Origin of the sequence: Cuniculiplasma divulgatum, assembly GCA_031200235.1 — an archaeon.
In the GTDB taxonomy this organism is placed as follows: domain Archaea; phylum Thermoplasmatota; class Thermoplasmata; order Thermoplasmatales; family Thermoplasmataceae; genus UBA509.
This window is the reverse complement of record CP133595.1, coordinates 1,616,660-1,629,805: the sequence shown is the minus strand read 5'-3', so window position 1 is coordinate 1,629,805 and position 13,146 is coordinate 1,616,660. Positions and strand designations below refer to the sequence as shown.

12 protein-coding genes and 1 tRNA gene are annotated in these 13,146 nt (G+C 45.7%); 6 read left to right on the top strand and 7 right to left on the bottom strand.

Translation table 11 applies throughout. From position 1 onward, the window contains the following. From kdpB to RE469_08555, 4 genes are all read right to left on the bottom strand, one after another. Complete coding sequence (gene kdpB / locus RE469_08570) at positions 1–1,992, bottom strand: potassium-transporting ATPase subunit KdpB (GenBank protein WMT44247.1); 1,992 nt, start codon at positions 1,990–1,992, stop codon at positions 1–3. After that, positions 1,989–3,767, bottom strand: coding sequence for a potassium-transporting ATPase subunit KdpA (gene kdpA, locus RE469_08565; GenBank protein ID WMT44246.1), 1,779 nt, complete (start codon positions 3,765–3,767; stop codon positions 1,989–1,991). Before kdpA ends, kdpB begins: the two co-directional genes overlap by 4 nt. 239 nt (positions 3,768–4,006) lie before the next feature. Beyond that, the gene (locus tag RE469_08560; GenBank protein WMT44245.1) at positions 4,007–4,618 is read right to left on the bottom strand and encodes a DUF981 family protein; all 612 of its coding nucleotides are present in this window, start codon (positions 4,616–4,618) and stop codon (positions 4,007–4,009) included. 138 nt (positions 4,619–4,756) lie between these two features. Next, the gene (locus RE469_08555; GenBank protein WMT44244.1) at positions 4,757–6,298 is read right to left on the bottom strand and encodes a tRNA uridine(34) 5-carboxymethylaminomethyl modification radical SAM/GNAT enzyme Elp3; all 1,542 of its coding nucleotides are present in this window, start codon (positions 6,296–6,298) and stop codon (positions 4,757–4,759) included. 187 nt (positions 6,299–6,485) lie between these two features. Between RE469_08555 and RE469_08550 the strand changes: the two genes are divergently transcribed. From RE469_08550 to RE469_08525, 6 genes are all read left to right on the top strand, one after another. Continuing rightward, positions 6,486–6,971 carry an adenosine-specific kinase gene (locus RE469_08550; GenBank protein WMT44243.1) on the top strand — a complete coding sequence of 162 codons (486 nt, stop codon included), beginning with the start codon at positions 6,486–6,488 and terminating at the stop codon, positions 6,969–6,971. After that, positions 6,972–7,043 (top strand) — tRNA-Arg (locus RE469_08545). Positions 7,044–7,117: 74 nt separating this feature from the next. Beyond that, entirely contained in the window at positions 7,118–7,756 is a 639-nt protein-coding gene (locus tag RE469_08540) for an HAD-IA family hydrolase (protein WMT44242.1), read from the top strand. Positions 7,757–7,847: 91 nt separating this feature from the next. After that, positions 7,848–8,837, top strand: a complete 990-nt coding sequence (locus RE469_08535; protein WMT44241.1) for an alpha/beta hydrolase-fold protein — start codon at positions 7,848–7,850, stop codon at positions 8,835–8,837. Positions 8,838–8,866: 29 nt separating this feature from the next. After that, the gene (locus RE469_08530) at positions 8,867–9,514 is read left to right on the top strand and encodes a metal-dependent transcriptional regulator (GenBank protein ID WMT44240.1); all 648 of its coding nucleotides are present in this window, start codon (positions 8,867–8,869) and stop codon (positions 9,512–9,514) included. 38 nt (positions 9,515–9,552) lie between these two features. Further along, a complete protein-coding gene (locus RE469_08525) occupies positions 9,553–10,764 on the top strand; it encodes a divalent metal cation transporter (protein ID WMT44239.1) in 1,212 nt (403 codons plus the stop codon). Positions 10,765–10,812: 48 nt separating this feature from the next. Here the strand turns inward: RE469_08525 and RE469_08520 are convergent, their stop codons facing one another. Genes RE469_08520 through RE469_08510 form a run of 3 tightly spaced genes read right to left on the bottom strand, consistent with a single transcriptional unit; the run spans position 10,813 to position 13,095 of the window. Beyond that, entirely contained in the window at positions 10,813–11,274 is a 462-nt protein-coding gene (locus RE469_08520) for a DUF5680 domain-containing protein (GenBank protein ID WMT44238.1), read from the bottom strand. A 2-nt stretch (positions 11,275–11,276) separates the two neighbouring features. Then, positions 11,277–11,762: a GNAT family N-acetyltransferase gene (locus RE469_08515; GenBank protein ID WMT44237.1), complete on the bottom strand. Its 486-nt coding sequence runs from the start codon at positions 11,760–11,762 to the stop codon at positions 11,277–11,279. Beyond that, positions 11,752–13,095, bottom strand: coding sequence for an NADP-dependent malic enzyme (locus tag RE469_08510; protein WMT44236.1), 1,344 nt, complete (start codon positions 13,093–13,095; stop codon positions 11,752–11,754). Before RE469_08510 ends, RE469_08515 begins: the two co-directional genes overlap by 11 nt. Between the last annotated feature and the right edge of the window lie 51 nt (positions 13,096–13,146).

Here is a 13,146-nt window from a genome sequence, read left to right as displayed (position 1 = left end):
TTACCACACCACCCCTGCCACAGAAAGAAGAACGTAGATAAGCTTGATGAATATGAAGGGAACTATTACGCCGCCAAGCCCGTAGAGAAGCAGGTTTCGCTTCAGAAGGTCTGATATGCCTGACGGAACGAAATGAACCCCCCTGATTGCCAGTGGAATAAGTACCACAATAATTGCCGTATTAAAGATTAAAGCCGAAGTTATTGCGAGAAGAGGGTTTGTAAGGCCAAGAAGGTTCAGGTAGTCCAGGCTCGGGAATATGAAGAATATTGCAGGGATTATGACAAAATATTTTGAGATGTCATTTGCAATGCTGAATGTTGTTAGCGCACCTCTTGTGATCAGTATCTGCTTGCCTATGAATATGACATCAAGCAGCTTCGTTGGATCATTGTCAAGGTCCACCATATTGGCGGCTTCCTTTGCAGCAGGCGTACCGTTGTTCATGGCAAGCCCCACATCTGCCTTCGCCAGGGCGGGTGCATCGTTTGTGCCATCTCCCACCATGGCGACCATGAGCTGCTTTTCTTTCTCTCCTATTACAACATTATACTTGTCCATGGGTGTAACATTTGCGACAAATTCATCAATACCGGCTTCCCTGGCTATGTATTCTGCTGTTACCTCATCATCGCCGGTGCACATTATTGTCTTGATATTCATGGATTTTATGGATTCCAGCCTTTCTTTAACGCCGGGTTTCAGCAGATCGTTCAGTTCTATGACCCCTGTGAATTTTCCATCCTGAACCACTGGAATAGCTGTGCCTCCACGCATAGATATTTCCTTGCAGAGGGCCTCGATAAAAGTATCGCTCAGGGAAAACTTTGCCTTGAGTGATTTCAGTGAACCTTTCAGTATTTCCCTGTCCCCCATCCTCACTCCGCTGAATTTTGTCTCTGCGGAAAATGGAATGAATTCGTGTTCACCAACGTCACTGGCTGTAATATCTACACCCTCCTTCCTGGCGAGATTGACAATTGAAATCCCTTCCTTTGTCATATCCTCAAGTGATGAAACTGCACACATCCTTACAAATTCGTTGTAATCCACGCCAGTGTTGGGGTAGAACTTCACTGCCTCTCTCTCGCCGATTGTAACAGTGCCTGTCTTGTCCAGAATTATGGTATCGATATCGCCTGCATTTTCCACTGCCCTTCCGCTCTTGGCTATTATGTTGAATTCCGAAATCTTGTTGATAGCCGATACTCCTATTGCAGGCAGAAGCGCCCCTATGGTGGTTGGCATAAGAGCAATTAAAAGAACCAGCAGCATGATTATATTTATGGTAGTGCCAAGAAGGCGTGCCATGGGAAATATGACCGCAGAAATAATCAGGAAAACAAGAGTGAGTCCTGAGAGGAGAACGGCCAGTGCTATCTCATTTGGAGTTCTCTGCCTTGTTGCTGTGCCGATAAGCTTTATCATGTTGTCTATGAAGCTGTTTCCCGGATCAGATGTTGCCTTAATTGTGGCTCTGTCTGTAACAAGCCTTGTGGAACCTGTTACGCTGTCCCCCTGCACTTTCATGACAGCCCGGGATTCACCTGTTATATTGGATTCATTCACATAGCAGCTGCCGCTGATAATTTCCCCATCCACCGGAATAATCTCATCCTGGTAGACCTCGATGATATCTCCTTTCTTCACTTCTGATGAGGGGCGGTCTACCGTTCCGCTGTCCGTTACAACATGAGCCATGGTATTGGTCTTCATCTTTCTTAAAGATGCAGTTATTGCATTGCTCTTGCCCTCTGAAAATGCCTCTGCAAGATTGCTGAAAAAGATGGTCAGAAACAGCATCACAGTTGTGGAGACATAGAATGCACTGTATGGAAATCCAGAGGGCAGGTCAGCCAGTGCTGGGAACAGAGTAAGCACAAGGGATACTGCAAACGCAACTTCCGTGACGAACATTACCGGGTTCCGTAACAGTCTGTCTGGCCTGAAGTCCCTCATTGTGAAATAAAGAATCTCCACATACCTGTTCATGGAATCACCCCTAAGATGAAGAGATTAAAGGCCTTGGCGAAGGCAAGGAGAGGGCCAAGTGCCAGTATTGGAAAGAAAGAGAGCAGGCCCAAAAGAATCATGACGAAGAAGAGCGTGAAGCCGAAAAGGAATGAACCGGGATCAACAGTCCTTGCTACCTGGACTTTAGGTTTCTTATAAGAAAATGACTGGGCTATGAGGAGCTGGAAACCCATCAGAAGGTAACGGCCAAGAAGCATAACAATACCGTCCACGTAATTGAAGAATGGCTGATTAGTCACAAATCCACCCACTTCTGACCCGTTGTTTGAGGCCGCTGTGGCAAATTCGTAGAGGAGCTGCGTGATTTTGTCAGGGCCGGTATTGACGAAGGAGGTCATGAACTGTGGCAGAAGCAGTGTTATTCCGAATGGTATTATTACAAGCAGCGGGTGCGTGACAAGGGAGAGCGTGGAGTACCTTATCTCCCTTGAACCAATTTTCAGGCTCATTATTTCTGGAAGTTTACCTACCATAAGCGAAGTTATGAACACTGTGAAAATCACATACATGAATATGTTCAGTACTCCAGTGCCCACGCCTCCCAGTGGATCGTTCATGAGCAGATCAAGAAGCGGCCCCATTATGCCCACTGGCGTATAGTTAATGAGGGCTGAATTCACTGCACCTGTGGAGGTTATGGTAGAGCCAACACTGAAGAGTGTACTCTGCGAGATGCCAAGGGCAGTCTCTTTTCCAAGCATGTTTCCTGTGAAACTCATTCCCAGAGCTGTTATTGAAGGTATTCCAGACATTTCGCCAAAGAATGAAAGAAATGAAGTAAAGACAAAAATTATCATTACGACGCCGTAAAGCATTGTTGCGAAGCGCTTATTATCGAAAACTTTTCCCAGTGAAAGAATCGAGGCAAGAGGAATCAGGAGCAGGGCCTCAAGCTCCACCATGTTAGTGAACCAGTCAGGGTTGCCCAGGGGAAATCCGGCGTTTGCGCCATAAAAACCTCCTCCATTTGTCCCTATGGTTTTAATGGATTCCAGAGTGGCTACCGGGCCTAATGGGAGCCTGAATGCAGTATGGCTCAGGACTGGAGTTATGGTAAGATATGGCGTCATTGTCTGGGGAATCCCGGAGAGAACCAGAATGAAAGTGAGCACAACAGAAAGTGGAAAAAGCAGGTAGAATTCAGACACAAGAAAATCATGGTAAAAATTCCCTATTTTCCCATTTTCACTGAGTATTCCCCTTATGAATGCCATGGAAGCTGCAAACCCAATACCTGCGGATATGAACATGAAGCCGGTGATTACAAAAGTGGTGCTGAAATAACTGAGATCAAAGGGATTGGAGTAGTGCTGGAGATTGGTGTTTGTGAGAAAACTGGAGACAGTGTTGAATATGAGACTCGGCGTCATGTGGTTGTTGGAAAAAGAAAACGGAAGATCATGCTGGAAATAAATTACTGCAAAACCTATTGCCCCCAGAAACAGAGAGAAGACCAGGATGGACGTAAAATATTCCCTGAATTCCATCTGCTTCTTGGCATCCTCGCCCAGGAATCTCTCAAATGCCCTGACTACCGGACCGCTTATGCGGTCCATGGCCGTGGGTTCTCCCTTGTAGATTTTTGCTATGTAACCGGAAAGCAGGTAAGCAAGTACTGTGGCCAGAAGGATGTAGATGATAATTATGAAAGAGCCTGAAACATAGCGGTTTGTGACGAAAAAATTGGCCCAGAAATTGCCGCCGGACTGTGAAGAAACAGACGATGTTATCATAGCTTCTCAGCCGCCAGGATTGAAATGATAAGGTACACTACCAGTGCCAGGACAATAACTCCAATGACCAGATATGATACGGGCATTTCAAGCTCTGGCTTTATGAAGAAACATTATTTAATTTTTTTCCGATATATTTATATGCTTCGGATTCCCGGAACTAAAAAAGCAGAACTTAAAAATGTCCCCTGACACTCTGTCAGGGGTAACAGCCATCCGGACCGAAAGGAGGAAATTGGTTACGGCGGGGACAGCAGGTGCTGTGGTACAGCTTCAATTGCAGTCAGAGCAGCCAGAACAGCTGATACAACCAGTCCTATCCAGAATATTACCAGAACTACCGTCCAAAGTTTGGAGACTTTTGCCTTTCCAGGAAGCATGTCGTATATCAGTGTAGTGGGATATGTGAATACCCCTGTCAGCCCAAAGGCTATGTAAAGTCCCAGCATTGCTATTGGGCTTGAGGTCATCTTGTCTATGTAAGCGTTTGCACCGTAGTAAATTGCAATAAGTCCTGAAAACAGGGCAAGAATTCCCGTGAACTGGAGTTTCTGCTTCATTGCTATTGAGACTGCCATTATGACCAGTATGAGCCCAATTATGAGGTACGGATCATAGAACAGAATGTTATAACTCCCGGGCAATGGCCAGGTCATTTCGCCATATATGCCCATTATGGTTATGATTCCTCCAAGTATTCCCAGAGGGTAAACTCCAGGTTTCAGTACTTCCTCTATATCTTTAATCCCCTTACGGTACGCAATATAAACGGAACCTGTAAGGTATATGGATACCACACCAACAAGTGACAGTGTGAACAATTCCATTGCCAAATCATCTATGAATGCCATTTTGACACCGGGTTGTCTATGGTCGTGCCATATTTAAAAAATTACATTAAATTATTGGTGACTATATTTAAATAGAAGATAAAATACCCCTATTGCAGATATAAATAATTATACAAACAGGTTGAATTAAGAATAGCTTCAGAAACCTTTTCCCATATACGGACCGGCCCTTGAATAGCCGATTTTCCGGAAATAGTCCCTGACTCCAACTCCACTGATTACAAGGATTCTCGGTAGACCCCATTCATCCCTTACTATGGATTCAGCACAGTTCATGAGTGATCTGCCCAGCCCTTTGTGCTGCCACTGATCATTGCTATGCACGCCAACAGGAACGACTTCGCCAAGAACCTTTATCTCCCTGATTATGGCTGATCCATTCATCTCGGGCCTATGTGCGTTATCAGAGGGCTTTCTGAGGCGGAGAAAACCGAAAATGTGATCATCGTTCTCGAATGACAGGAATACTTCTGATCCTCCGGCTGCCTCATAGTTACGCCTTACGAGCTCCATTTTCCCACTTTCGGAAAGGGCTTTGCCCACTTCTCTGGTCCTGATTTCCATGGTCTTGATTCCCCTCTCCCTGAGCTTATCATCTACAATATTGTGGATATCGCTTCTCTTTACTCCAGCTTCAATGAATTCCACGGGGATGTCCCTCTGCATTCTCTGCACCCTGATCCATGGCGGCATCTTTTCCATGAAGCGAGCGATGAGTTCGGATGCTGTTTCAGTATCCATAGGCATATATTTTCCCTGCCTCCATAGTCTGTAAAGTGCTGTGCCCTTTACAACAAGATTTGGGTATATTTTCAGCATGTCAGGCTTGAAAGATGAATCGGAGATCATGCGGTCAAAGCTTTTCAGGTCATCATCGAATGTAGAACCGTACATTCCGGGCATAAGGTGGTATACTATCTTCAGTCCTGCATCCCTTGAAAGCTGGGTGGATTTCACAATCTCGGCCACTCCATGTCCTCTGCCATTTATTCTCAGTACTTTCTCATCAATGAGCTGAACACCCAGTTCAACCTTTGTAGTTCCGTAGGATAGAGCGTCGTCGATCTCCCTTTCGAAAAACCAGTCCGGCTTGGTCTCAACTGTCAGGCCGACACATCTTCTTGCTGCAGTCTCGTTCTCAAGCATCGCCTGTTCAAGGCTTGCTGAAACGTGCATGTTCATTGCATCAAAGCATCCCTTAACATATGATTCCTGATATTCTCTACTTCTGGCTGTAAACGTGCCCCCCATTATTATAAGATCAACCTTGCTTGTATCATGTCCAATGGTTTCCAGCTGCTTGAGCCTGTTGAAAACAATGCTGTACGGATCATAATTGTTGTTTCGTCCCCGGAGAGCCGCAGGTTCATGACCAGTGTAAGCCTGTGGAGAATTGTTGTCTATTCCGCCCGGGCAGTAGATGCATTTTCCATGAGGGCAGCTCTCAGGTGAGGTCATTGCAGCAACTACAGCAACCCCGGAGATTGTCCTTGTTGGCTTTATCCTGAGTAATCGTGTCTTTTCAGCAGATACTGTGCCCGATCTTAATATTTCGGTATCGCTGGGAATATGATCGAGCATGAGATCCCTGGCAAGGGTTAACTTCCTCCTCTGAAGTGAATCCCTGTCAGAGATTATGCCATCTGAGATCTCCTTGCCTATTATCTGGTAAAACTCCATTTCGCTTATGATGTCAAATTAGAATAAAATGATTCCATTTATTCCTTGAGGAATACACTTTATGCCATACTGTCCGGATGAAATGGGGGCATGATGATACCATTCTTGATTTAGTCAAATTGACCCAAATTTTTTTAGGCGCCTCAGTGGAGCATAAGGTTAATTGCCTTCCCATTTATGATAGATCATGGTGGAATTTGAAACTGTAGAACTTGAGATTCCTGAGAATTGCAACGTGATCCTTGGATATTCCCACTTCATAAAGACTGTTGAGGACCTGAATGAAATAATCAAAACTTATATCCCATCGGCAAGATACGCAATCTCATTTTCCGAAGCATCCGGAGACAGGCTGATTCGGTTTGAAGGGAATGACAGGGAGCTGATATCATTTGCCAACGAAAGCCTCAGGAAAATTGCTGCCGGCCACACTTTCATGATAGTGCTGAGAGAGGCGTACCCCATACAGGTATTGAATCAGATCAAATCCTGCCAGGAAGTTGGGAGAATTCTCGCTGCCACAGCGAACCCCCTTACTGTCCTTGTATTCAGGACTCCACGTGGGAATGGCATTGCAGGTGTTGCAGACGGATTCAGCCCTCTTGGCGTTGAGAACGAAGACCACAAAAATAAGAGGAAGAAACTGCTACGGGATATCGGGTACAAATCCTGAGGGCCCGTAGTGTAAAGGATATCACCTAGGCCTCCGGAGCCTATGATCCGGGTTCGAATCCCGGCGGGCCCGCTCTTATTTAAGTGAAATGATACACGGCTTACGAACCTAAATTAAATGGTTCAGCATTACGCAGTTGAGAGCATTTGATCAGGGCTGTTCTGTTTGACATGGATGGTACTCTCCTGGACAGCGAAACGCTGTCAGAAAAGGCAACCAATTATGGATTCATGGAAATTCTGGGAAGGGGAATCACCGCAGAGGAGCATTCACAACTTATAGGAAGACCGGTGAAAAAGATACTTTCACAGTGGTTTCCAGACAAAGGTGAAGCTATATATGACACTGGTAGACTTTATTTTAACAGCAAGCTTTCAACGGTAGAGACCTATCCTGGAATAAGTGAAGTTCTGGAGAAACTGAGCCGGAAATATGATCTTGGCGTGGTAACATCAAGCCACAGAATTGATGCCCAGAGGCTTCTGACACTTTCGGGACTGCTGCCCTATATCAGGTTGTACGTTGGCCAGGAAGACACGGAGTACCAGAAACCAGACCCTGAGCCGCTGAATCTTGCGCTGAAGAGGTTGAACATAAGCAGCCGCGAAGCAGTATACATTGGCGACCAGCCTTACGACATAATTGCTGCCCATGAAGCAGAAATCCCTGCAGGTGCAGCCCTGTGGGGATCGGGAAATTTGGAGAGGTTGGAAATGTACCATCCGGACAGGTTTCTGAAAAAACCTGAAGAAATCTTTGATTTCATCGCAGAACTTAAGCAGTAATAGGATACTGGTTAATAGCAACCTTGTCACAGACTCCGTGGCAGCATTTTTTCGTTCGATACGAGTAAATACTCTCAGCAGATGCGCATTTATGGCTTCCAAGCTTTCTGTCCAGAAAGAAGAAATTGATGGCGTTTCACTCAAAAATAATCCCCTCGGGGATCCTGAAACGAGGGACATATTCATCATAGAGCATAACAGCACGGATGACACACCTATCCTGATTGGACTTGCTGGATTCTTTGGCACGGCCCAGAGCTTTCTGAATCGAAGTTTCACAAACGTGGATTTCCTTGGAACTCTGGAAGTTATCACACGTAGCAATCCTGAGCTGCCCTTTATCATAGCTCTGCCGGATACGATGACAGGACTTCGGGGAAACCAGTATCTCAATTCCACTGCAGTTGGAAATTATGAGGATTTCATAACCAGGGACCTGTATGGTTTCCTTGAAAAGAGATATGGTAAAAGGAAACTGGGGATTTTTGGAAAGTCTTCCGGGGGTTTTGGTGCCTACAACCTGGCTTCGCAGCATCCCGATATATTTTCTGGTTTCATTGACGTTTCTGGTGATTCTGCATTCGAGTTCTGTTACCTGAAGGACTTTCCCGGCGCGTTTGAGACAATAAAGAAATACGGTACGGGGAATTTCCTGACCAAATTTTTGGAGAGCCCATCCCACACAACTGCAGAGCTTGATACGCTTAATCTCTTAGCAATGTCCGCATTCTATTCACCAAAAGAGGATGAGGATGTGGGCATAGGGCTTCCATTCAGCCTTGACACTGGCCTGGTGAGGGAAGAAATATGGAAGAAGTGGCTGGAATTTGACCCGGTAAGAAATGTAAGGCAACGCTTGGATAACCTGAGAGAACAAACAGTGGTTTTCCAGGTAGGGAATCATGACGAGTTTTCCCTGAATCTTGGCATCGGTGCATTGAGTACTATTCTCAATGAAAATAGCATCGCAAATACAATAATGCGATATGACGAAGGCCATTTCGGAATAGACTATTTCTATCGAGATTCCATCCCAATGCTCATTCAGGGAATATCACAAGAACCTGACAACAACCGCTAATTATATTATTGATACATTGTTATTCCACTGTGGAAACCAGATCCATAACTACCGAGGATTACCTGAAGGCCATCGATGAATTCACGCTTTACAGCGGATACGCATCGCTAAGTGAGATCGCACATCTTCTGGGGACTGCAAGGCAAAGTGCATATGACGAGATCAAGATTCTGGTACAGAAAGGTCTCGTGGAACGGCGATCTAGAGGTGAATATATTCTCACCGGGGAAGGCAGGGTCGAGGCAAACATATTTCTCAGGAAGCACCGGATAGCCGAAATCCTTCTCTGGAAATCACTTTCACTTCCATGGGAAACCATAGACGATGAGGCAATGGGAATTGAGCATGGCATTACTGAAACAATTGCAGATGCTGTCTGCAAAAAATACGGATGCGATTCGTGTCCGCATGGAAACCCCGTGCCTGATGAAACCGGCAAAGTGAATGAAATTCATGATATCTTTTTTAATTCACTGAAGCCTGATAAAAAATACAGGATTTCCCGTGTAATCTTTGAAAACTCGGAAATACTGCATTACCTTGGAACCAGATCAATGCTTCCCGGTTATGAGGTTGCTACAGACCATCAGGGCAAGTTGTGCATCTCCTCCAATAATGATGAAAAAGTTCCTGAATCAGTTGGAAGAGCAATAACATACCTCACATTTGATGAATAAGCCTTAAGTATTTACGAAAACTGTAAGGCTAACCTTACATGAATATACTAGACTTCAGCAATCGGCACAGCGTGTTGACCAGAATGGGGCCGGCATGGCTTGTTATGATAGCCGATGTTGATGTTGCCAGCATCATTACAGGGCTGGAAACAGGTTCCCTGTATGGATATCATGTTATTTTCATAATGCTGGTGCTTGCAATTCCACTGGCAATAATGCAGTATGCATCCGGAAAACTTGGTGCAGTCACCGGTAAGGGCATAGGTGATGTCCTGAGGGAAAGGTACAGCCGGAGGGTTTCCGGAATCGCTTCGATACCTATGGCAGTGACGGATATTCTTTCCTATATTGCAGAGTATGCGGGGATTGCAATAGGCTTTGCACTTTTAGGAATTTCTCCAATCATATCCATACCTGTGGTGTACGTTATACACAACGCCATCGTATTTTCCAGGAAATACGATGGGATAGAGAAAATACTCATACCCATTTCACTGGTGCTTGTCATATCCATAATCTCCACCGTATTTATTTTCAGGCCAAGCTTCAGCAAAGTCCTGATTGGATTGTCACCTCTCCAGCCCTATGGAAACAATGGGTTTGACTATTATATTGTGGCAAATATAGGTGCAGTAATAATGCCGTTCATGCTGTTCTATCAGGCAGGTGCCACAGCCGAAAAGAGACTGGGGTTGAGTGATCTCAGGCTCATCAGAAATGAGACCTATATGGGCGCTGTGGTCAGCGAACTGCTCATGGTTGGCATAGTGATTGCTGGAACTTTCATTGGTGGAGAAATGGGAGTTGGGGCACTGGCCTCTGCCATGAAGCCATTCGGATCTCTGGCTCCGTACATTCTAGCCGTTGGATTCATATCTTCGGGGTTTCTTGCCCTGGTTGTGATCTCTCTGGGATCGTCATGGGGAATTGGTGAAACCCTTTCATGGGGGAACCATGATTCCGGCATAACCTCCTCCAGCAGAAAATTCTTCTACCTGTACGTGGGGGAGAGCCTCCCTGCCATGATCATTGCAATATACCTGGGTTCAGATCTTCTGGGACTTGTAATCAACCTCATGGTTATTTTTGTCATCGTGCTCATCCCAATTGGTCTGCTTCTGGGAAAACTCGTTTCCGACGAGACCGTCATGGGTGATCATGCCTTTTCCAGATCATACATGGCCCTGTACTGGACCACATTTGCCATTATTGAGGCAGCAGGAATATGGGGCATAGCCCTCTCAATCTGAATGTTGTTCCACATGGTTAATTCAGCATGGAAGCCTGACTGGAATGATTCAGCCTATATTACCACCTGCAAAGTGCAGAGAATACACGATTTCAGAACTCTCCCTTATGATCTCACTGCCTGAGAAATCTTCCAGAGTACCATCGACAGCGAGGCCGTATGTGTATTCGCCGACCGCCAGATGCTTGGGCCCTCTAACAGGAATACTGGGGTCCGGAAGCAGTAAAGCCTGCCTCAGGAACGCGTATATGTTTTCCACTTTACACTCATGCCGGACCAATCCGCCCGAATAGCTCATGGCCCACAGCGGTTTATCTTTCACATAGACAATTTCAATTCCTGAAAAATGAAGAGAGCCGAAATAGATATCCACGTACCTGTAATCACCTTGGATGAACTCATGTTCCTTGGCGCCTGATAATGCAGATAAGACCTTCCCGGACAGAGAAGCGTAGGTCTGTTTCTTAGCCTCAGAAAGAAATTCAGGGAATGGGATCTGGTGCACTGGCACCTTCACTCTTCCTCTAGGACCTTTCCGTATATGCCCACGATTTCCCTGTATCCCAGACTCTTGTAAAATCTCAGGGCTATGAGATTCTGCGACGGGAACTCAGCGGTAATTATGCTTATCTTCCTCTTCTTAAGTTCTTCGTAACTCCTTGAAATGAGCATTTTTCCGGCACCCGATCTCCTGAACTCAGGCATTATGTAGAAATCAGTTATTCTGGCCTCCTTCTCAGGAAGGTAATAACACCTGTCCAGGATATTTATGAGCATAACTCCCAGAACTTTGCCGCCTCTTTCTGCCAGGAGAGATATGTGCCTCTCAGGGTTCTTTACGGCTTCCTTAAGGCGATCCTCGGCATCCTTCTTTGCATTATCTGAGACCACAAATATGGAATCAAATTCTCCGTTCAGCTTCTTGAGCCTCAGTATCAGGTCCACAGATCCATCGATATCAGCGGCAGACATTTCCCTAACCACAACCTTATCTTTCATTCTTAATACCTCCAGGTAATTCCCTTATGAGCTTTTCATCCATCAGCTTCAGAAACATATTCCTGTTGAATTCTATAAGTTCCTGCGCAGTTTTATAGAAGCCTTCCCTTGAGTTTGTCTTCCTTGCAAGGCCCATTTCAACAGTTTTTGATGCAACAGCGGATGCAACACTGGGATAAAGCTCCCAGTCATCCATTGTAGGTACAATATGATCCTCATCCGGATTTTTCACAAAATTGGCTATTTCGTATGATGCAGCAACCATTATGTCAAAGTTTACCCCTTTTGCCCTGGCATCAAGAACGCCGCGAAATACTCCGGGAAATACAAGACTGTTGTTCACCTGGTTCGGGAAATCCCCCCTACCTGTTGCAACAATCTTTGCTCCTGCCTTCTTTGCCTCTTCAGGCCATATTTCCGGTATGGGGTTTGCCAGTGCGAAAACTATGCCATCATTGTTCATTGTCCCGATCCATTCTGGCTTGATTGTACCAGGACCCGGCTTTGATGCAGAAATTATGACATCCGCACCATTAAATGCCTTTTCAGAAGGACCCTTAAGCCTCTCAGAATTTGTCTGCATTGCCAGTTCATATTTCCAGGGGTTGTTTATCATCAGGCTGTCTATATCCTCCCTTTCGGGCTCAAGTATTCCCCTGGAATCAGCCAGTATCATGTTGCCCTTCTTGAACCCGGCCGCAGCCAGGAGATGTGCAGCCGCTATATTGGCAGCACCTGAACCCAGAAGAACCACTTTTGTATCTTCAATCTTCTTATTAACCACCCTCAGGGCATTGATGACGCCTGCCAGAGTGATGCATGCCGTTCCAAGCTGATCATCGTGCCAGGCCGGAATGGAAAGGCTTTTCTGCAAGGTCTCAAGGATATAGAAGCATTTAGGGGATTCTATGTCTTCCAGGTTGAATCCACCAAAGGTGGGTTCAAGTGCCTTTGCAACGCCTATGAATTCCTCCCTGCTCCCTATTCTTATTGGAACCGGGACTGCATTCACAGCCCCAAGTACATTGAAAATCAGGGATTTTCCTTCCATCACCGGCATTGCGGCTTCCGGGCCCACGTTTCCAAGCCCCAGAACCCTTGAACCATCCGTGAGTATTGCCACCGAATTCCATCTTCCTGTCAGTTCGAAAGAACTGTCACGATCCTTGGCTATCTTCAGTGAGACTGCAGCCACCCCTGGTGTGTACCAGAAGGAAAAATCCTGCAGGCCCCTGACCGGGACCTTTGGAAGAACCTGGATTTTACCCTTGTAATATTCGGAATAGGCGATTGCCTCCCTGTTGAATTCCTCCGTCCTGGATATATCATCCATATTCTCAACAGGGAAGCCCTAATTTGCATATAAGGGTGTTCTGTTACATAT

What these genes read in the sequence shown, in the direction of transcription:
- kdpB (WMT44247.1), bottom strand. Translation starts at nt 1,992, where the DNA reads ATGAACAGGTATGTGGAGATTCTTTATTTCACAATGAGGGACTTCAGG.
- kdpA (WMT44246.1), bottom strand. Translation starts at nt 3,767, where the DNA reads ATGATAACATCGTCTGTTTCTTCACAGTCCGGCGGCAATTTCTGGGCC.
- RE469_08560 (WMT44245.1), bottom strand. Translation starts at nt 4,618, where the DNA reads ATGGCATTCATAGATGATTTGGCAATGGAATTGTTCACACTGTCACTT.
- RE469_08555 (WMT44244.1), bottom strand. Translation starts at nt 6,298, where the DNA reads ATGGAGTTTTACCAGATAATAGGCAAGGAGATCTCAGATGGCATAATC.
- RE469_08550 (WMT44243.1), top strand. Translation starts at nt 6,486, where the DNA reads ATGGTGGAATTTGAAACTGTAGAACTTGAGATTCCTGAGAATTGCAAC.
- RE469_08535 (WMT44241.1), top strand. Translation starts at nt 7,848, where the DNA reads ATGGCTTCCAAGCTTTCTGTCCAGAAAGAAGAAATTGATGGCGTTTCA.
- RE469_08525 (WMT44239.1), top strand. Translation starts at nt 9,553, where the DNA reads ATGAATATACTAGACTTCAGCAATCGGCACAGCGTGTTGACCAGAATG.
- RE469_08515 (WMT44237.1), bottom strand. Translation starts at nt 11,762, where the DNA reads ATGAAAGATAAGGTTGTGGTTAGGGAAATGTCTGCCGCTGATATCGAT.
- RE469_08510 (WMT44236.1), bottom strand. Translation starts at nt 13,095, where the DNA reads ATGGATGATATATCCAGGACGGAGGAATTCAACAGGGAGGCAATCGCC.